Source organism: uncultured Ellagibacter sp. (assembly GCF_934636505.1).
Taxonomy (GTDB): domain Bacteria; phylum Actinomycetota; class Coriobacteriia; order Coriobacteriales; family Eggerthellaceae; genus Ellagibacter.
Window position 1 is genome coordinate 1 of record NZ_CAKUAL010000040.1, and the last position, 18731, is coordinate 18731.

Genomic DNA, 18731 nt, shown 5'->3' on the forward strand with positions numbered 1-18731 from the left:
CCTGCATGTCGAGGTGCTCGACGTGCTCGATTTCGGCCGCATGCGCATGAACGGCGACAAGATGGCGTCGATGTTCACTGGTCCGACGCGTCCCATCTACGACCTCACCTGGCGCTACACCCTCACGGGGCGCCTTCTGTGGGGAGGCGGCACCGCCTGGTCGCGCATCATGTTCCCCCGCTTCACCGAGCACGTGCGCAAAACCAAGCCCCTCGCCATCGTCTGCACGCACATCACCGCCGCCAACGTTGCCGTCGGCGCGCGCATGATCACCGGGCAGTCCTTCCCCATCGTATGCGTCCCCACCGACTACGAGACCGAAGGGCTGTGGCCCCATCTGCACAGCGACCTTTTCTGCGTCGCGAACGAGTCGATGGCCGAGACCTTACGCCCGCGCAAGGTGCCCGAGGAGCGCATCGCGATCACGGGCATCCCCGCGCGCCCCGCGTTCCGCAAGACCTACGACAAGGCCGCAGGACGCGAAAAGTTCGGGCTGCCGCAGGACAAGCGCATCGTGCTGGCGCTCGCGGGCGCGTATCTCCCCACGCCCTACGTGCGCTTCCGAGAGGCGCTCGACAAGATGCTTCCCTACCTGCACCGCTTCAAGAACACCCACCTCGTGATCGTAGCGGGCGCTGACGCGGAATACGCCGCCCACCTGCGACGGGAATGCGAGGAGCTGGGAATTCCGAACGCCACGGTGCTCGAGTACGTGGAGGGCATGGCCGAGCTCATGGCCGCGAGCGATCTGGTAATCTGCAAGCCGGGCGGGCTCACCGTGACCGAGTGCCTCTGCGCGAAGGCGCCCATGATCTTGCTCGGGCGGGCCTATGGCCAGGAGAACATCAACGTGCGCATGCTGACCTCGCTCGGTGCCGCCCTGCACGTGACGACCGCGCGCGAGCTCGTCGGAGCGATGGGTCATGTCGATGCGAACCCCGCTATCGTGGAAGCGATGCTCACGCAGGGTTCCTTCCTGCGCCGCCCGAACGCGGCGATCGACATCGCTCGCAACGCGTTGCGCCTGGCCGCAGCCGAGCCGAGCACCGACGCGCGCATGCGCAAGAAGCGCTTCCTCCACTTCTACTGGGGGCATACCCCCGCACACATCCGCTAACGCACTCGGCATCGCGCCGAGATGGAAAGGAACAACCGAACAACCATGTCTTCATTCGACGAACTGGGGCTTAGCCCCAAGACGCTTGCCGCCGTCCGCGCCCTCGGCTACGAGGAGCCGACCCCCGTGCAAGAGCGCGCCATCCCGCTTGCCCTTAAAGGGCGCGACATCATCGCCGCCGCAAAGACGGGCACGGGCAAAACCGCGGCCTTCTCGCTTCCTTCGATGGACAAGCTCGGGCACGCGAAGGGCGAACGCGGGCCGCTCATGCTCGTCGTCACCCCGACACGCGAGCTTGCCGCGCAGATCGCGGAGGTTTGCGAGACCGTGGCGAAATCGACCCACCACCGCGTGCTTTCCGTCGTGGGCGGCGTGTCGTACAATCCGCAGATCAGCGCACTCAAACGTGGGACCGACGTGCTCATCGCCACGCCGGGACGCCTGATCGACCTTATGGAGCAGAAGGCAGCGCATCTCGACCGGGCGGAAGTGCTCGTGCTCGACGAGGCCGACCGCATGCTCGACATGGGCTTTCTACCGTCGGTGAAAAAGATTGTCGCCGCCACGCCGAAAACGCGCCAGACGCTTTTGTTCTCCGCCACCATCGACCGCTCGATCGAGGGGGTTGCGGGCACGTTCTTGCGCGACCCCGAGGTGGTGGAGATTGCGCACAAGGGCGAGACCGCCGACACGGTCGACCAGTGCATCGTGCGCGTGCCGCAGGTGCTCAAGGCCGACCTCCTGCGCGCGACGATCGCCGCATGGGGGCACGAGCGCGTCATCGTGTTCGCCCGCACGCGCAGCCGCGCCGACGCGACGTGCCGCCGCCTGAAGCGCGCCGGGTACTCGGTGGAGGCCATCCACTCGAGCCGCACGCAGAACCAGCGCCGCCGCGCGCTCGAGAACTTCGCAGCCGGGACGACCGACATCCTGGTGGCAACCGATGTGCTCGCCCGCGGCATCGATGTCGACGAGGTGAACTACGTCGTGAACTACGATTTGCCCACGCAGGCGGAAGACTACGTGCACCGCATCGGGCGCACGGGCCGTGCAGGCGCGAAGGGCCGCGCGATTTCCTTCGTCACGCCCGAGACGCAGGAAGCGCTCGCCGACATCGAGAAGTTCACGAAACGCGAGATTCCCGAGGTGCGCATCGAGGGTTTCGACGAGGAGGCGTGCGCCGTGGCCGCCGCCGAGCGTGCCACGAAGGCGGCAGCGAAGCGAGACCCCGACATCGCCGAGGCGAAGCGCGAGATGGACAAGCGCGAGAAGAAAAAGAAGAAGGCGCAGGCCCGCGCCGCCGAGGAGCGCGAGGAAGCGCGCAGCGGGAACGGCGGGCGCAGCGGAAAGCCAGCGGGCAAGGGCGCCAAGGCGCACAACAGCAAGAAGGCGACGCGCGCTGACGAGCAGCGCCCGCGCAAGAGCTCGCCTGCGACAAGCAAGCCCGCCAAGAGCGCAAAGGCGCAGGCTGAACGCTCGCGCAAGAGCGTGCAGGCTCAGGGCGATCACTCGCGCAAGCAGTCGCAGGGCGGGAATTCCCGCAAGCAGACGAGCGCCGCGAAGCCGAAGGGTGACTTCCGCCCTGGCCGCGCACACCGCGCCGAAGTGGCCCGCCAGCACAGCAAGCGCCGCTAGGTTCTCCCGCCTCTGGGGCGCAAGCGCCTATGCGCTCCAGAGGTAGCCGACACCGCGCACGGTTTCCAGACGTTGCGCCAGTTCGGGGCCGAGCTTCGCGCGCACGCGCCTCACGTGGACATCGACCGTGCGGCTGCCGCCGTAGTAGTCGAAGCCCCACACGCGGCGCAGGAGCGCATCGCGCGAGTACGTGCGGCCCGGATGCGTCACCAGAAACGCGAGCAGCGCGTATTCCAGGTACGTGAAGTCGAGCGGCTCGCCGTTCACCTTCACCTGATAGGTCGCCAAGTTGATCGTCATGTTGTCGACGGAGATGTAATCCGAGGTGGAGCTCTCGTTGCCCGGCCACAGAAGCTGGCGAATGCGGGCGGCGCACTCCTCGGCGGACGCGCCGTGCACCACGAAGTCCGCCTTGATCTGCACGGGCAGGCGAAACTCGGACAGCTGCGCCTCGTTCACGATGACGAGCATCGACGTGGACCCGTCCTCCACCAAAAGCGACTCGGCCTGCGCCACCGTGTCGAGCGCATCGCCACGCGCCTCGTAAATCACCAGGTCATGCGATGGATGCTGGGCGAGCAGCTTCTTGAACTGCGCAGACGAACCCGCCACCACGTCGACATCGAGCCCCGAGAGTACGGACTGGAACTTATGGGCGTTGTCGAGGCTGTCGGCGATGAAAAGAACTGTCTTCCTTTGCATCATGGCTCAACCTTTCCCGCATGCAGGGCGCGCATCTAGAGGACCTCGAGGTAGCGGTTGCGTTCCCATTCGGAAACGGTGCCCTGGTATTCGTTCCACTCGGCGCGCTTCGCCTCCACCAGATAGCCGTGGATATGCTCGCCGAGCGTCTTCTTCATGAGCTCGGACTCGGCGAAGAGCTCCACCGCCTCGCCCAGGCTCTCGGGCAGCGTGCGGACGCCCTGCTTGCGCAGGTCCTGACGCGAAAGCTCGAACAGGTCGAGCCCCTCGGTCGGATCTTGCAGGGGCAGCTCCTCCTCGATGCCGGCAAGGCCCGCGGCGAGCATGCAGGCGAACGCCAGATACGGGTTCGCCGCCGGGTCGGGGTTGCGCAGCTCCACGCGGCACGCCACCTCGCGGTTCGGGCGATACGCCGGGATGCGCACGAGCGTCGAGCGGTTGCGGGCGCCCCAGGAAATGTAGGTGGGCGCTTCCCCGCCGGAGACGAGGCGCTTGTAGGAGTTCACGTACTGGTTGGTGACGCAGCAGAACTCGGGCGCGTACTTCAGAAGGCCGGCGATGTAGTGTTTCGCCAGGTCGGAAAGGTTGTAGCCGAGCGGATCGTTCGGGTCGAAGAAGGCGTTGTTGCCATCGAGATCGAACAGGCTCTGATGCACGTGCATGCCCGATCCGGGGGCGTCGGCCAAAGGCTTGGGCATGAACGACGCGTACACGCCGTGCTTCATGGCGATTTCCTTCACGACCAGCTTGTAGGTCATCACGGCGTCGGCCATAGAAAGCGCGTCGGTGAAGCGCAGGTCGATCTCGTGCTGGGAAGGGCCGTTCTCGTGGTGGGAGTACTCCACCGGGATGCCCATCTTCTCCAGGGTGAGCACCGTGTCGCGTCGCAGGTCGGAAGCGTAGTCGAGGCTCGTCAGGTCAAAATACCCGCCATGGTCGAGCACCTCGGTCGAATGCTGGTCCTTAAAGTAGAAGAACTCGAGCTCGGGCCCGACGTTGAGAACGTAGCCCATATCAAGCGCGCGCTGGACCTCGCGTGCGAGCACCTGGCGCGGGTCGCCCTCGAAGGGCTTGCCGTCAGGCGTGCGGATATCGCAGAACATGCGCCCCACCGCATTGCTCTCCGGGCGCCACGGAAGCACCTGGAAGGTCGAGGCGTCGGGGAAGGCGAGCATGTCGCTTTCGCGCGTGCGGCAAAAGCCCTCGACGCAGCTGCCGTCGAAGCCCATGCCGTCCTCGAAGGCGTTCTCGAGCTCGCTCGGGATGACGGCGAACGACTTCATGTTGCCGAGAACATCGGTAAACCAGAAGCGGACGAAGTGGACATCGCGGCCCTTGATGGTTTTGAGCACGAAATCTTGTTCCGGATTGGATGACATGGCATATGCTCCTTGCGTTCGATCGTTCTCGGCGGTGTGCCCCGCACCGCTCAAGCGCAGCTGCACCGCAGGCCACGCCCTTAGAATATTTTCCCATTATATCGGGTCATGTTTCGATGGGGTTAACAGTTTTCTGAAGCTTTGGCCCCTCTCCTTCACCATCGGCTAATTCTCTCTCGGGCAGAGCGGCGTTTTCGATATATCGCAAATTACGATAGCCAGGCATTTGTTTTTCGAACTACCACTTACCCCGCGCTCGCGATACTATGGAGAGCATCGAATGGAAGCGAACGCGTTTCCCCAAGGCAACGCGTCCCAGGAAAGGACATCATCAATGGCAATCAACTTCAAGAAGAAGAAAGCGGCGCTCGTCGCAACGCTCGCTCTCGGCGCGGTGCTCGCGTTCGGCCTGGCAGGCTGCGGCGCTCAGGGCGCAAGCTCCGACAAGACGGCAAGCTCCGATGACAAGACCATCACCGTCGCGGCAACCCCCTCCCCCCACGCAGAGATTCTGAACGACGCTGTGAAACCGCTGCTCGAGAAGGAAGGCTACACCCTCGAGGTGAAGGAGTTCACCGACTACGTGCAGCCCAACACGGTGACCGAGGAAGGCGAGGTCGACGCCAACTACTTCCAGCACATCACCTACCTCAACAACTTCAACGAGGAAAAGGGCACGCATCTCGTGAGCGTCGCCGACGTCCACTACGAGCCGTTCGGCCTGTACCCGGGCAAGACCAAGAGCCTCGACGCCCTGGCTGACGGCGCGACCGTCGCCGTTCCCAACGACGCCACCAACGAGGCGCGCGCGCTGCTGCTGCTCCAGGACGCCGGCCTCATCACGCTGAAGGATGGCGCAGGCATCAACGCCACCAAAAACGACATCGTCTCCAACCCGAAAAACCTCCAGCTCAAGGAAGTTGAGGCTGCAACGGTTCCCAACATCGTCGCCGACGTCGACATTGCCTGCATCAACGGCAACTACGCCATCCCCGCGGGCTTCAAGACCACCGACGCGCTCGCAACCGAGTCTGCCACCTCGCTCGCCGCTGAAGCTTATGCGAATGTCCTCGTCGTGAAGGATGGCAACCAGGATTCTGATAAAATCAAGGCTCTTGTGAAAGCACTCACGTCCGACGAGGTTCGCACCTACATCAACGACACCTACGCCGGCGCTGTCGTCCCCGTGTTCTAAGGGACGCCCACAAAGGAGTTAGAAAGCGAATGATAGAGCTAGACCATCTCGAAAAGGTCTACCTCGCTCGCGAAGGCTCACATCGTGCCCTGCATGATGTGAGCCTTACCATTGGCGAGGGGGAGATCTTCGGCATCATCGGCCAGTCGGGCGCGGGCAAGTCCACGCTGGTGCGCTGCATCAACCTGCTCGAGCGTCCCACGTCGGGGCGCATTCTCATCGACGGCGTCGATGTGACGAACTATCAGGGCCGCGACTTGCGACGCCTGCGCGAGGGAATCGGCATGATCTTCCAGAATTTCAGCCTGTTCCAGCAGCGCACCGTGCTCGACAACGTGATGTTCCCGCTCACCATTCGCGGCGAGAAGAAGGATGCCGCCAAGAAGCGCGCCCTCGAGCTGCTCGAAGTGGTCGAGCTCGCCGACAAGGCGCACCGCTATCCGAGCGAGCTTTCGGGCGGCCAGCAGCAGCGCGTGGCGATTGCTCGCGCCCTCGCGAACAACCCGCGCATCATGCTCTGCGACGAGGCCACGAGCGCACTCGACACGCGCACGACGGTGTCGGTTTTGAACCTGCTCGCGAAGATCAACAAGGAGCTCGGCGTGACGCTCGTGGTGATCACCCACTCCCTCGCCGTGGCGCGCCACATCTGCGACCGCGTCGCCGTGATCGACGAGGGCGTCATCGTAGAGGAAGGCCCGACGCGCCAAGTGCTCGAGAACCCGCAAAGCGAGGCCGCCCGCGAGCTCGTTTCCTTCGACAGCCTGGAGGTGAAGTAGGCCATGTTCGATTTCTCCGCCTTTTTCGCCCAGTACGGCAACTTGTTTTTGCAGGGCACCATCGACACGCTCGTCATGACGTGCGTAGCCACCATCTTGGCGTACGTCATCGGTATCCCCCTTGGCATCCTTTTGGTGGTGACCAGCCCGAACGGGTTGCGTCCTAACCGAATCGTCTCGACCATCGTCGGGTGGATTGTCAACATCGGCCGTTCGGTGCCTTTCATTATCCTGCTCGTCGCGCTCATCCCGTTCACGCGTTTTATCGTAGGAACCTCGCTCGGCGTGCCGGGAGCCGTCGTGCCCCTCGTGGTGACGGCCGCGCCCTTCGCCGCGCGCATGGTCGAGCAGAGCCTTGAAGAGACCGACAGCGGGCTTGTCGAGGCAGCTCAGAGTTTCGGTGCTTCTACCTGGCAAATCGTGTGGAAGGTGTATTTGAAAGAGACGCTGCCCTCGCTCGTGCGCGGCGCGGCCATCACGTTCGTCACGCTGTTCGGGTACTCCGCCATGGCAGGCACCGTAGGCGCCGGCGGCTTGGGCGATATCGCCATCCGCTACGGCTACCAGCGCTTCCAGACCGACGTCATGATCTTCGCCGTGCTTTTGTGCGTCGTGCTCGTCATCGTATTCCAGGCGATCGGCGATGTGACCGCGCGCAAGATCGACAAGCGCCGCAGGTAGAAGAGCGGGAACGGGGCGTGCCGCGTGACGTCGTAGACCACGCGAGAATGGGGTCGCGAGAAGCCCTAGAGCACGCGGCGGAACCGACGCTAGCGCGCAACGCTGGCCAAACCCCGCGAACTTGACGTGCGAAACACCGCCAACCAAGCTCCAGAATGAAAAGAAGCCGCCTCCCGAGGGAAGCGGCTTCTTTTCATTTCGAGGTATGGTTGGGTTCGACTATCTTTCAGCGCGGCTTGTCAGACTTCCCCAAGTTCACCCAGTGAAACCTCGGACGACCCCCTTTAGATTACGACCCCGTTGCAGTGGTCGATCTCGTGTTGGACAATCTGCGCCTCGAAGCCCGAAAACGACTTCTCGCGCGGTGCGAACGACGCGTCGAGATAGGCGACCTTTATACGCTTGAAACGCGTGCAGGGGCGTGTGCCCTCTAGCGACAAACAGCTCTCCTCGGTTTGATACTCGCCCGACGCCTCGATGATTTCCGGGTTGTACATGAGCACCGCGCCGCCCGCGCACGCCGCCACGATGATGCGCTTGCGCACGCCGATCATGTTCGCCGCGAGCCCCACGCATTCGTGAGCATGCGCCGCGAGCGTGTCGAGCAAATCCTGCCCCACGGCAGCATCGAGCGGCGTGGCGTCGACGCTCGGCGCCGAAAGCAGCACAGGCATCTTCACGATAGAACGAATCATCAGGGGTTCCTTTCGAATGATTGGAAATGCAGCTTGGAGAAGCCGCGGGGGCAGCTTGGGCGCTCGAGAACGGAGGCGCATCACGCCTGCAACCTGGCCCAGTCCCTGCGAGCGCCAATCTTGGCCAGGGACTAGCTGGCAGCTTCCTCAGCTGGCGAGTCGTTCGCTTCCTTCACATCCCCGTCTTCGGGCTCGACGTAGACGCCGTCCTGCTTGAAGATGACGTAGAACGTGCGGAAGAACACCTTCACGTCGAGCGCAAAGGACACATGGCGCACGTAGTATACGTCGAGCTTCAAACGGTCGCGCCAGGGCAGCGAGTTGCGCCCATAGACGGCGGCATAACCCGTGATGCCAGGTTTGACCAGCAGTTTCTCCCCGTCATTGCCCTCGTAGAGCTCGGTTTCTCGCCGCAGATCGGGGCGCGGGCCCACAACGCTCATGTCGCCTTTGAGCACGTTCAGGAACTGAGGCATCTCATCGATCGACGCCTTGCGCATGAAGGCCCCGATGCGCGTCATGCGCGGGTCGTCGGCGCCGTTGTAGGTCGACCCGTCCTCCATCACCAGGTCAGGCGCGTTCACCTTCATCGAGCGCAGCTTGTACATCGTGAAGTCGCGGCCGTCCTTGCCCACGCGCGGCGCGTTGTAGAAGATGGGGCCCTTGTCCTCAAAGTAGATGAATGGCGCGCAAATCGCCACGATGATCAGCACAAACGGCAGCGCGATCAAGCCGATGACGATGTCGCAGACACGTTTTCCGAAGCGCAGGTACATCTAGCGCACGCCCTTCGCGGAAAGCCTTGCGAACACCTCGTGGCACATCGCGATCACGTAGTCCGCATCGTCGTCGGAGAGCTTCGTGTGCAAGGGCAGCGTGACCTCGTTTGAGAACTGCGCAAGCGCGTTCGGGAAGTCGGCGATGTCGAAGCCGAGGTCTTTATAGGCGGTGAGCAGGGGCAGCGGCTTGTAATGCACGTTGCAGGCGACGCCTTCCTCCCCCATCTCGTTGATGAACGCGTTGCGGAACTCCTGCGAGGCTCCCTCGATGCGCGCGAGCATGAGGTGCCCCGACGACGCGAAGTCGTCCCCGTAATGCTTGATAAGGGCAAACGGCAGGTCCGCCAGCCCGCGCTCGTAGCGCTCGACGATCTCGCGACGGCGCGCGAGAAGCCCCGGATAGCGGCGCAACTGGGCCAAACCGAGTGCCGCCTGCAGGTCGGTCATGTTGCATTTCCAGCCGCAGAACGCCACGTCGTATTCCCATGCGCCGACGCGCGTTTTTGCGAGCGCATCTTTCGTTTGGCCGTGAAGCGACATCAGCATAAGGTCGTGATAGAGCTCCTCCGAGTCGAGCCCGGGGATATCGCGCCAGGTGAGCGCACCACCCTCTGCCGTGGTGAGGTTCTTCACCGCGTGAAAGGAGAACGATGTGAGATCGGCCGCCTGTCCCGAATGAAGGCCATGACGCACTGCACCGAGCGAGTGCGCGCCGTCGGCAACGATGGGCACGCGATCGAAAAGCTCCTCGCGGGGAGTGCGCGGCCGCCACTTGCCGCTCACGCTCTCAAGCGCTGCCCACAGGCGGTCGTAGTCGCACATGACGCCCGCCACATCGACGGGGATGACAGCGCGAGTCTTCTCAGTGACGAGGTCCGCCACCTGGTCGTAGTCGATCTCGAAAGAGCCAGGCGCCACGTCACAGAGCACGGGGGTTGCGCCCACGTGCACAATAGGGCTCGCCGAGGCGGTGTAGGTGTAAGCGCTCGTGATGACCTCGTCACCTGGCCCGATGCCGAGCGCGCGCAGGGCGCATTCGAGCGCCGCCGTCGCGGAGTTGAAGCAGGCAAAGCGCGTCGTGTGGCTGAATTCCGCCAAATCGCGCTCGAACTGCTTGGTCTTCGGCCCGGTGGTGATCCAGCCGCTTCGGAGCGCATCGGCCACCTCGTCGATTTCAGCTTGAGAAATATCGGGAGGGGAAAAGGGAATGTTGCGCTTCACGTTCACGAGCATGCCGTCCTTTCGTCGCCCCTTCGCGCACGCCGCCGCTCTGCCGCGCGCGGTCATGGGCCAACAGATTGAGCGCACGTGCGCCCAGGTTACTTCAAGCACTTAATTGTGCAACGAACCTGCCCGCTTGATGTGCGCTTAGAGCAAATTGCGTATCAATTCCACTATCGCCTGGTAAGAATGAGCCTGATCGAACTGGCGGCACGCGATGTCGCGCGCCTTCGCCCCCATGATCTTGCGCGACGAGGCGTGCGCGGCGAGCTTCACGATTGCCTGGGTGAGCTCGCTCGCATTTCCTGGGGCAACGTTCACGCCGAAGCCGTCCGCCTCCACCTTCGCGCAGAACTCGGGGCTCTCCCCCGTGTTGATCATGGGAATGCCCGCGGCCAGGTAATCGCCGATTTTCGTGACGATGCTCTGGGCAGCGCCATGCACGAGCGAGTTGACCGTGATATCGGACGCGGCAAGCCAGGCTGCCATGCGCTCGTAGGGGGTGTAACCGAGGAAATCGACGGGCGCGCCAATCGAGCTCGCAAGCTCGGTGAGCTTATCGCGGTCGGGGCCATCGCCTAGGATCTTCACGCGCAAGCCGCTCACCTGCGGCTCCGCGAGCTTTGCAGCTTGAACGAGGGTCGAAAGGTCGTAGCTTGCGCCGAGCGTGCCCGCATAGGTCACCCAGAACTCGCCCGCCGGTTTCACGACCGTGTCCGCATTCTCACGCACGCCTTCGTCGAACGCGGCAAGGTTGTTCCCCACGTACACCGTCGCGCGCTCGTAAGGCTCCTCGCGATCGGCAGCGGGACGCGCGGCGTACTCGTCGGAGGTTCCCACCGCGCCCGAGAGCAGCTCGTAGACGCGATGCGCATCGCGTGCGAACGGGCGGAAGGCGATGTCGCTCACGACCGGCACGTTCACGACCATGCGCATGGCCTCGGGCCACAGGTCGTTCACGTCGGCGACGAAGGGAATGCCGTGCTCGTGCGCCGTCTCCGCGCACACGCGGGCGACGTCGTTGGGCGGAATCTCGGCGTAGATGAGGTCGAACGCGCGGGCATCGGCGGCGAAACGTTCCGCGAACATGCGGCGCAGATTCTTCGCAGCCTTACGATGGCTCATGATGCGCGCGAGGTCGAGGTTCTTCTTGTAGCCGGGCTCGGGGATGAAGACGACGCGGTACGGGAGGTCGCGATAGCACGCCTTCTCCGTGTCGCGCTGGGCCTTTTCCCAATGCTGGAACGACGAGGTGAACAGCGTCACGTCGAAGCCCTCGCGCACGAGCAGCTCCGACAGGAAGCGAAAGCGCGTGTAGCCGCGCGTTTCGTCGCCGAGCTTCACGCCCATGGTGACGACGGCGATGCGCTGCTTGCGGGCAGGCGCGTGGTGTGTGTTCGATAGTGTGTCCATGGTTCGGAAGTATAGCAGCACCGATGGGGGCGCCCGCCCTCGAACTCGCGAAAGCGGGCGGATTCCGAATGAAGATGCACGGCAATCCTGGATAGGGCTCCCCGGACGGCAACGCCTGGCCGTCCGGGGAGCCCCTAACCTCAGGTTTTGGGCCTCGGCCTAACCCTCGCTACCCCTTCGATGCGTACACCACATTATCGGCGGAGTTTTCCCAGGCGGGAAGCTTGAAGATGCGGAAACCCCGCTGCCGCAATTCCTCGCATTCCCCTGCCGCGGCATCGCCAACGGAAAGCGCCCCGTTCGGGCACGCGTTCACGCAGTAGGGAAGCTCGCCCTCCGCCAGCCGCCCGCCGCAGCGCACGCAGCTCTTCGACCAGATGGGAATCCAGCTCATGTGCAGGTCAGGCCACACACCCGCGGGCCGATCGATGCCCTCGCCGCTCCCTTCCGTGCGCACCGTCAGCCAAAATTTCTCGTCGGGGAGGCCGTTTCCCACCTTGCAAGCAAGGGAGCAGGTCCAGCATCCCGTGCATCGCTGCAGGTTCACCAGAATCGTCTTCTCGTCCATGTCGCTCCCCTATTCCTCGACCTTGCGCACGTCGCATGCGCAATCCCAAATCGTATCCCAAGCACCCGCCATGCCGCCGATGCCGCCAGTGCCGAACCCAGGCTGGAAACCGCCGATCGCGCGCACGCAGCTGTCCCAATGCTTGGACACGTCGTTGAGCGTGTAGTCGCTGCCGAGCGCCGGGATGAGCTCGGAGTACATGCCGTCCTCGAACGCGTCGTGGCGCCAACCGAACCAGCACTGCACGGTTCCCGGGGGAATCTGCTGGTCGAGCTTCATCTCGATGGTCACGTGCCCGCGCTCGTTGTAGATTTCCACCTTGTCGCCGTCCTTGATGCCTTCCGCCTGCGCATCCGCCGGGTTCATGCGGCCCGTCGGATACCCGCCTGACAGGTCGGCCATGACCGGGTCGTCGGTGAACATCGACTGCATGAAGAAGCGCTGGCGGCCGCTGAAGAAGTGGTACCTCCCCTTCGCCGTCCCGTTCCCCAAGCTCATCGGCGTAGGAGCCTCAAGCGGCTCGCGATACGCCGCCATCTGCGCCCCGACGGGAAGCAGTCGCTCGCAGTAGAATTCAAGGCGCTTGGAAGGCGTGTTGAACTGCAGCCCCATGAACGGGTCCCAGTTCACCGGGGGCGTTGCCGCGCGCACAAGCTTCTCCTTCTTCAGGCGCTCGTAGGTGAGCGGCGGCTGGATGCCCGCGATCATCGGCCACTTCGACTGGATGCGCACCTCGATCCATTCCTCCGCCGTCTTGTCGAAGTACTCGCCTAAGCCCACGCGCTTCGCGAGCTCGCTGTAGAGGAACGTGGGGTCGCGCGCCTCGCCCTGCGGCTCGATTGCCGGCTCCTGCAAGACGATGTGGTTGTACGCCGCCGACGCCACCAGCTCATAGCGCTCGAACGGCATGCAGTCGGGCAGCACGTAGTCGGCATACTGGCCCGTGTCGGTCATCCAGATGTCCACGTCGACGATGAGCTCCATCTGCGGGAATATCTCGTCGATCCACAGCCCGCGGTTCGGGCAGTTGTGCACCGGGTTGCCCGCGATCACCCAAAACGCTTTGATCGGGTACGGCTTCTGGCTTTTCACCTGGTTGATGAACTCGTTTTGACGCAGCATCTTCGCCTTGTAGCCCTCGCGGCCAAGCGGCATGGTGATGGGCGTGTCGTTGAAAATCATCGGGAATCCGGCCGGCAGCATCTCGCTCGTGACGCCGGCGCCGGGACGACCCAAATTGCCCGTCAACATGCCGAGCAGATAGAACGAACGGTAGCTTTCGCCCTGGTTCTGATAGCGGAGCCCCAGCGCGCCGAAGATGTAGGCATTCGGGGCTGCAACGTACTCGTCAGTAAGGCGCCTGACCACTTCGGGGGCGACGCCCGTGACCCCTTCCTGCCACTCGGGCGTATAGCTTGCCACGTGCTCGCGCAGGCACGCGAACGCCGTCTTGCACGCCACGCCGTCGACCTCATGGGCGCCGTCGAGTTCCATGTGCGCAACAGGAGATGCCTGCTCACCTGGGGTCATGGGCGCCGCAGCCTGCGCATCGGCGTCCCACACCAGGTAGCTGCCTTCCGCATCGCGAAGGAACTCGCCCGTGTCGTCGCGCACGAGGAACGGCGCCACCGTGTAGGACAGCAGGAAGTTCTCGTTGTAGCGCTTCTCCTGAATGATGAGGTTCGCCATGGTAAGGGAAAGGGCCGGGTCGGAACCCGGTTTCACAGGGATAAACTCATCGGCGAAGCCCGCCGTGCCGTCGAACAGAAGCCCGATGTCGACGATCTTAGCGCCGTTCGAACGCGCCTCCACCAGGTGCTTTGCGATGCGCTGCTGATTTTCGATGGGGTTGGCGCCCCATACGATGATGTAATCCGACGTATCGAAGTTCGCGGGATCAGTCGTCATGTACTTGTAGAAGTCGCCCATGTCGAAGAACGCCGCGTAGAACGGCCCGTTGTCGAGGCCGTACCCCTGAATGGGGTCGGTCGCGCCCCAAAGTCCCATGAACCGCGAACTCAACACAGCGGCGAGCCCCTGCGAAGGCGGCACCGACGCCACCACGTCCCACATGGCGAGCGACTCGGGGCCGTAATCGTCGCGCAGTTGCAGAAGCTTCGCGGCAATCTCATCGAGCGCCTGGTCCCAGCTGATTTCCTCCCACTTGCCCTCGCCGCGCTCGCCCGCGCGCTTCAGCGGATGCAGCAAGCGCTTCGGATTGTACGGCTGACGGCACGACATGATGCCCTTCTGGCAGATGTAGCCCTCGTTCGCCTCCGCGCCGGTGTAGCTCGGCTTTTCAGTGCGCACGATCTTGCCGTCTTTGACGATCGTTTTGATCGCACAGAATTCATGATCGCCCCACCCAGGACAGCAGGTGTAGACGAACGACTCCCCTTGCGTCATGATTAGGCTCCTCTCGTTTTCTCCCTCTTGGCGACGTCCCATCCCAAATGCTCGACACAAGATGTATCCAACTTGCGGCAGGCGGAATGGACGGCGCTCATTCACCCTGAGTTCATTATGAAAAGGAATTACAGCAACCGAAAGAAGCCTATAATTGTCTTTTAGACAACGATTGGTTGCGTATAGGAGCGAGCGAGCATGAACATCGAGACGATCCGCTATTTTGAAGAGGTTGCCCGCGCCGAGTCGTTCTACGGCGCCGCAAAGCGACTCGCTGTGTCTCAGCAGGGACTGAACAAGGCGATCACCTCGCTTGAGCGCGAGCTATCGACAAAACTTCTCGAACGAAGCCGCAAAGGCGTCACGTTAACGCCAACGGGGAAAAGCTTTCTCGCGTTTGCGCAGAAGGTGACTGCCGACTACGGGGAATTCCTCGATACGCTTTACAACCCCGACGAGGAACATAAACGAGAAGAGGACCCCTTCAATATCCACGTCACGCATTACTCGGCGCAAATAGCCTCGGCAACGCAGGCGTACGTCGACCTGCTCGCGCAGTGCTCGTATATCGAGGAGCCTTTCGAGAAAATCGTCTCGCGCACATGCCTGTCGGACGGCACCGACCTCGGGTTTGTCGACCTTCACGCCAACAGCGCGCTCGACTTCATCGCGAGCACGGAGCTTGCGTTCGACCCCGTCCTTCGCACGCAATTGGGCGTCGTGTGCCATGCGGCGTCATCGTATGCCCGAAGAGAGTCCCTTCGTCGACGCGAGGTGGCGGGCGCACCCTGCGCGACAGACGCCTCGCGAGAAGCGGCGCAGCAGATCGAATGGCTGTTTCGCGATTATCCGCTGCAGAAGGTGAGAATGAGCGTCGCAAGCCCGCGCATGCTCATCCGCTTCGTCCATTCGCGCGACGACGCCGTAGCTTTCCTGGACTCGTTCAGCTATCACCTTGCGCTCGAAGATGCCGCCATGCCGACCGACGGCCTTGCCTTCGTGCCCCTCTCGACCCCGGAATCGATGAGCTACGTGGGGTTTCTTTATCCCAAGCACATTCGCCAAAAGCCACGCGTGCAGCACGCCGTGAGATTGCTCGATCGATATCTCGAAGAGAATCACACCGACTACCTGGCGCAATACCCCGTGTAGAGGAAGCGTCGCCCCCCGACCCGCCCTTTTCCCCACTAACTTTCTTTTCGAGAAGTAAGGCATGCGGCTTTCCGACTTGTGATGCGTCAAAGGCCAGCAGCGAAACCGTTACCCGCCAGAGAAAGAAGGCGCGTCCTGGTTCGTGGCTTATCAAGGACCACCATAGCCAGAACTGCCGACCACCCTTCTTCTCACCTTTCTTCTCGGAAAACGAGGTAGCGAGGGACAAAAAATGCCGATATGTGAGTCCTCGATTCCGAAGGTAACCGCTCGCTCACACATCTGCCGACATTTCCCCAGGTCAATTTTTCTGAAAGGAAGCTAGCCTTCTGACAGTCCTCACATATCGGCCCTTTTTGTCCACGACGGAGCGATTCCAAGAGAGAAAGAAGGCGACCAGATTGGCATTAACCGGCACTTTGCGGAAACGGTCTTGTTCCATGACGAACAAAGCCCAAAAGCATCCTTCCGAAACACGCAATAGCAGCCGAGGATGAAGCTGCCTATTGCGAAATTCGCGACGCTCGCCGAGAGGACCGCGAGCCACCCACCGCGCAGTCGAGAAGCGCCCGCTGAGCCTTACGATTTACCCGCTCCATGCGCAATCGCACGCCAATTCCCCTCGCCACCTGAGATGCAAGCTGATCCAATCCAGAAATGTTTGTCACCTGGCTCTTTGTAGCCGTGATAACCGTGAGGCCAAGGGACGCGAGCGCGTTTCGCCGTCTCGCATCGCGTGCGATCTTCTGCGAACCAGTGTGAAACATGTCGCTATCGTACTCGACGCAAAGACTCGCTGTCGGCCATAGCAAATCGCACCTGAATTGCCGTCCGTACGCAACCCTCCAATCCCCCTTTGGAACTTCGATCGTTGCATTAAGCTGAGGCAACGGCAATCCGTATCCGCCCTTCGCCTTCGGCATTGAAAGCAACGTAGCGAGAACTGTTTCCATCGGCGAGGCGGATCCCGAAGAAACAAACCGCAAAGCGTTTCTCGCCTTATTCGCACCAAACAGGCAGCCTTGGGAGGAAATCGAGAGCAGTGCCGAATGGGTCACAAGCGGCGGCGACGAGAAGAATCCCTGTTCAGAGTTCGAATCCAAGCGATAGCTGCCCGTTATCTCGTAACCCAGCAGGACCAGCTCAGCGAAGTCGAGTTCAACCGCTGAGCGGACAAATGCAAACGACGGCGAACACGCATACAAGCCACAACCCAAGGAGACAAAAGCTCCGTTTGGAATAGGCGACCCAAGGACGCGACACTTAACACCCCGAATCCGGCAACGCTTCGACGGTTCGCTTACGAGAAGGCGAGGCGAAGCGAGACTTGGAAACGATTTCCGAGCAGCTTTCAAGCTTGCCTCATCTGGCGAGCTTGCCGCAAACTCTCGAGCGTAACGCTTCGACGCGCCGACAGACGCCCGCGATAAGCTAATCACGCGGTAGCAATCCAGTGCCGATATGCCATCGAAGAAAATCGTCATAGGCAGAACCATAGCAGCCGCACAGTATGATTTCCAGTACTATTTTCTTGCTCATTACCTGGTGTTATATTCTGTCAGATTTCAGTTAGGAATATGACAATGCCCGCCGAATTTCCCTCGAGGATCTGCCAGATAATTGCCAGGAAACAGTGGATGTCATGTAGAAAATACGCCGAGAAAAGAAGAGAGTACGGGGAACTGCATGGCGGACGCTACAGGGGGCATACAGGAGGCGCCTAAGGAACGGGCTGAAGGAGCAGAAGGAAAGCTGAGTGGGGGCTGTTTCGCCTTTTTGATAGGGCTCAAGCACGTGAGCGCTATCCTTTCCGCGCGAAAGACCACCCTCGTGGACAAAAATCGCCGATATGTGAGCCATTTTCGAGCTGGCCGATCGAGAGGGCCGCGGCGTTTCCGCAAAAGACCAGGTCACAGCTTCTCACCTTCTGAACGCGTCTTCTCCTTGGAGTAGGAAGACTCACATATCGCCGATTTTTGTCCACGAAAGAGAGATATCGGAGAAGACGGAAGCGGGTCGGTTGGTGGCGGACCTGGGGTCGGGCGGGTCGGGCGGGTCGGGCGAGTTGCGCGGGCGGCTGGTTGGTGGCGGACCTGGGGTTGCGCGGGTTGTGCGGGCGGTCGGTTAGTGGCGGACCGGAGGGTCGGGGCCAAAGAGTCGAGAGGGTCGGGAGCCGAAGGCCCCGAGCCGCGCAACCGCGCTTCCGAAGACAACACGCGCCCCGCCGCGCGGCCTCGCCCGTCGCTTACGATGCGTCCTCGGGCAGAGGGGTCTTCTTGTGACCGAAAAGCTCGTCCCAGTCGCATGCCGCAAGCACCGTCCCCGCCATGATGACCAGGCAGCACACGATCTGCACGACGGTCGGTACACTCCCCAAAAGCACGAGCCCGAACACAACAGCCCAGGCAGAATACGTGATGTTGAGCGCCATGCACCGCGCCGCACCGATGGTCGCGATACCCTTGTAGTAGAACAGGTACGACGCCGCGCCCGCAAGGCCGGAAAGCACCACGACAGCCGTGGAAATCGACGGCAGCGCGCTCGCCGTGAACGCCCAGGCGCCAAACGCAGGCAGCACCACCACGGCATACACGAGGGCGGAAGTCGTCTCGCGAATCTGGAGCGCCGTCTCGTTGTCGACCGCGTCGTCGCGCATGCCCCAAGCGCACAGCACCGCCTCGCTGCCCCATCCGACGACGCACACAATCGCGCCGCCCAAGCCGAGCGCCGCATTCCCGACCGTCGAATCGCCCGAAGTGGCATAACCCATCACCATGACGCCCGCGAGCGCACAGGCGAGCGCGACGAGTTGACGCGGCCTCATGCGCTCCTTCAACAGGATAAACGCCATGAACGTGCCAAACGCTGGATAGAATGCGGAGATAATCGCGGTATAGCCTGCGCCGATGTTGTTGATGGCGATCAGGTAGCCCGTCATGCCCAAAGGTCCGCCCAGAAGCGCACCGAGCATGACCACCTTGCCGCTGCGAGTCTTTAAGGCCCGAAGCG

General features: G+C 62.4%; 15 protein-coding genes. 6 read left to right on the forward strand and 9 right to left on the reverse strand.

Annotated features, from left to right (window positions below; translation table 11 throughout):
- Positions 1–1117, forward strand: a 1117-nt coding sequence (locus Q0G18_RS05915; RefSeq protein ID WP_297150670.1) for a glycosyltransferase, incomplete at its 5' end; no start/stop codon positions are given.
- Positions 1118–1162: 45 nt separating this feature from the next.
- Positions 1163–2752, forward strand: coding sequence for a DEAD/DEAH box helicase (locus Q0G18_RS05920; protein ID WP_297150673.1), 1590 nt, complete (start codon positions 1163–1165; stop codon positions 2750–2752).
- Positions 2753–2779: 27 nt separating this feature from the next.
- Here Q0G18_RS05920 and Q0G18_RS05925 read toward each other — a convergent pair whose 3' ends face one another.
- Together Q0G18_RS05925 and Q0G18_RS05930 are read right to left on the reverse strand one after the other, a co-directional pair.
- The gene (locus Q0G18_RS05925; RefSeq protein WP_296061813.1) at positions 2780–3457 is read right to left on the reverse strand and encodes a winged helix family transcriptional regulator; all 678 of its coding nucleotides are present in this window, start codon (positions 3455–3457) and stop codon (positions 2780–2782) included.
- 32 nt (positions 3458–3489) lie between these two features.
- Positions 3490–4833 carry a glutamine synthetase family protein gene (locus Q0G18_RS05930; RefSeq protein ID WP_297150675.1) on the reverse strand — a complete coding sequence of 448 codons (1344 nt, stop codon included), beginning with the start codon at positions 4831–4833 and terminating at the stop codon, positions 3490–3492.
- 334 nt (positions 4834–5167) lie between these two features.
- Here Q0G18_RS05930 and Q0G18_RS05935 point away from each other — a divergent pair, with 334 nt between their 5' ends.
- The 3 genes from Q0G18_RS05935 to Q0G18_RS05945 are packed head-to-tail and all read left to right on the forward strand — an operon-like array spanning position 5168 to position 7488.
- Positions 5168–6028 carry a MetQ/NlpA family ABC transporter substrate-binding protein gene (locus Q0G18_RS05935; protein WP_297150677.1) on the forward strand — a complete coding sequence of 287 codons (861 nt, stop codon included), beginning with the start codon at positions 5168–5170 and terminating at the stop codon, positions 6026–6028.
- 29 nt (positions 6029–6057) lie between these two features.
- Positions 6058–6807: an ATP-binding cassette domain-containing protein gene (locus Q0G18_RS05940; protein WP_297150679.1), complete on the forward strand. Its 750-nt coding sequence runs from the start codon at positions 6058–6060 to the stop codon at positions 6805–6807.
- Between the two features lie 3 nt (positions 6808–6810).
- The gene (locus Q0G18_RS05945) at positions 6811–7488 is read left to right on the forward strand and encodes a methionine ABC transporter permease (protein ID WP_297150682.1); all 678 of its coding nucleotides are present in this window, start codon (positions 6811–6813) and stop codon (positions 7486–7488) included.
- 284 nt (positions 7489–7772) lie between these two features.
- Here Q0G18_RS05945 and Q0G18_RS05950 read toward each other — a convergent pair whose 3' ends face one another.
- The 6 genes from Q0G18_RS05950 to Q0G18_RS05975 form a co-directional block, all read right to left on the reverse strand.
- Positions 7773–8183 carry a peptide deformylase gene (locus tag Q0G18_RS05950; RefSeq protein ID WP_296061825.1) on the reverse strand — a complete coding sequence of 137 codons (411 nt, stop codon included), beginning with the start codon at positions 8181–8183 and terminating at the stop codon, positions 7773–7775.
- Positions 8184–8314: 131 nt separating this feature from the next.
- Complete coding sequence (locus tag Q0G18_RS05955) at positions 8315–8959, reverse strand: sugar transferase (RefSeq protein WP_297150685.1); 645 nt, start codon at positions 8957–8959, stop codon at positions 8315–8317.
- The gene (locus tag Q0G18_RS05960; RefSeq protein WP_297150688.1) at positions 8960–10195 is read right to left on the reverse strand and encodes a DegT/DnrJ/EryC1/StrS family aminotransferase; all 1236 of its coding nucleotides are present in this window, start codon (positions 10193–10195) and stop codon (positions 8960–8962) included.
- 135 nt (positions 10196–10330) lie between these two features.
- Positions 10331–11596 carry a glycosyltransferase family 4 protein gene (locus Q0G18_RS05965; protein WP_297150691.1) on the reverse strand — a complete coding sequence of 422 codons (1266 nt, stop codon included), beginning with the start codon at positions 11594–11596 and terminating at the stop codon, positions 10331–10333.
- 169 nt (positions 11597–11765) lie between these two features.
- Positions 11766–12164 (reverse strand): 4Fe-4S dicluster domain-containing protein, encoded by a 399-nt coding sequence (locus tag Q0G18_RS05970; RefSeq protein WP_297150694.1) that lies wholly within the window; start codon positions 12162–12164, stop codon positions 11766–11768.
- Between the two features lie 9 nt (positions 12165–12173).
- Positions 12174–14570 carry a molybdopterin-dependent oxidoreductase gene (locus Q0G18_RS05975; RefSeq protein ID WP_297150697.1) on the reverse strand — a complete coding sequence of 799 codons (2397 nt, stop codon included), beginning with the start codon at positions 14568–14570 and terminating at the stop codon, positions 12174–12176.
- A gap of 198 nt (positions 14571–14768) precedes the next feature.
- On the opposite strand from Q0G18_RS05975, the gene Q0G18_RS05980 reads away from it, so the two are divergent.
- Positions 14769–15722, forward strand: a complete 954-nt coding sequence (locus Q0G18_RS05980) for a LysR family transcriptional regulator (protein WP_297150700.1) — start codon at positions 14769–14771, stop codon at positions 15720–15722.
- A 2245-nt stretch (positions 15723–17967) separates the two neighbouring features.
- On the opposite strand, the gene Q0G18_RS05985 is transcribed toward Q0G18_RS05980, so the two are convergent.
- The coding region (locus Q0G18_RS05985; protein WP_297150703.1) for a DMT family transporter at positions 17968–18731 on the reverse strand (764 nt) is incomplete at its 5' end.

Coding starts and splice junctions, on each gene's coding strand:
- Q0G18_RS05920 (WP_297150673.1), top strand. CDS start 1,163: ATGTCTTCATTCGACGAACTGGGGCTTAGCCCCAAGACGCTTGCCGCC.
- Q0G18_RS05925 (WP_296061813.1), bottom strand. CDS start 3,457: ATGATGCAAAGGAAGACAGTTCTTTTCATCGCCGACAGCCTCGACAAC.
- Q0G18_RS05930 (WP_297150675.1), bottom strand. CDS start 4,833: ATGTCATCCAATCCGGAACAAGATTTCGTGCTCAAAACCATCAAGGGC.
- Q0G18_RS05935 (WP_297150677.1), top strand. CDS start 5,168: ATGGCAATCAACTTCAAGAAGAAGAAAGCGGCGCTCGTCGCAACGCTC.
- Q0G18_RS05940 (WP_297150679.1), top strand. CDS start 6,058: ATGATAGAGCTAGACCATCTCGAAAAGGTCTACCTCGCTCGCGAAGGC.
- Q0G18_RS05945 (WP_297150682.1), top strand. CDS start 6,811: ATGTTCGATTTCTCCGCCTTTTTCGCCCAGTACGGCAACTTGTTTTTG.
- Q0G18_RS05950 (WP_296061825.1), bottom strand. CDS start 8,183: ATGATTCGTTCTATCGTGAAGATGCCTGTGCTGCTTTCGGCGCCGAGC.
- Q0G18_RS05955 (WP_297150685.1), bottom strand. CDS start 8,959: ATGTACCTGCGCTTCGGAAAACGTGTCTGCGACATCGTCATCGGCTTG.
- Q0G18_RS05960 (WP_297150688.1), bottom strand. CDS start 10,195: ATGCTCGTGAACGTGAAGCGCAACATTCCCTTTTCCCCTCCCGATATT.
- Q0G18_RS05965 (WP_297150691.1), bottom strand. CDS start 11,596: ATGGACACACTATCGAACACACACCACGCGCCTGCCCGCAAGCAGCGC.
- Q0G18_RS05970 (WP_297150694.1), bottom strand. CDS start 12,164: ATGGACGAGAAGACGATTCTGGTGAACCTGCAGCGATGCACGGGATGC.
- Q0G18_RS05975 (WP_297150697.1), bottom strand. CDS start 14,570: ATGACGCAAGGGGAGTCGTTCGTCTACACCTGCTGTCCTGGGTGGGGC.
- Q0G18_RS05980 (WP_297150700.1), top strand. CDS start 14,769: ATGAACATCGAGACGATCCGCTATTTTGAAGAGGTTGCCCGCGCCGAG.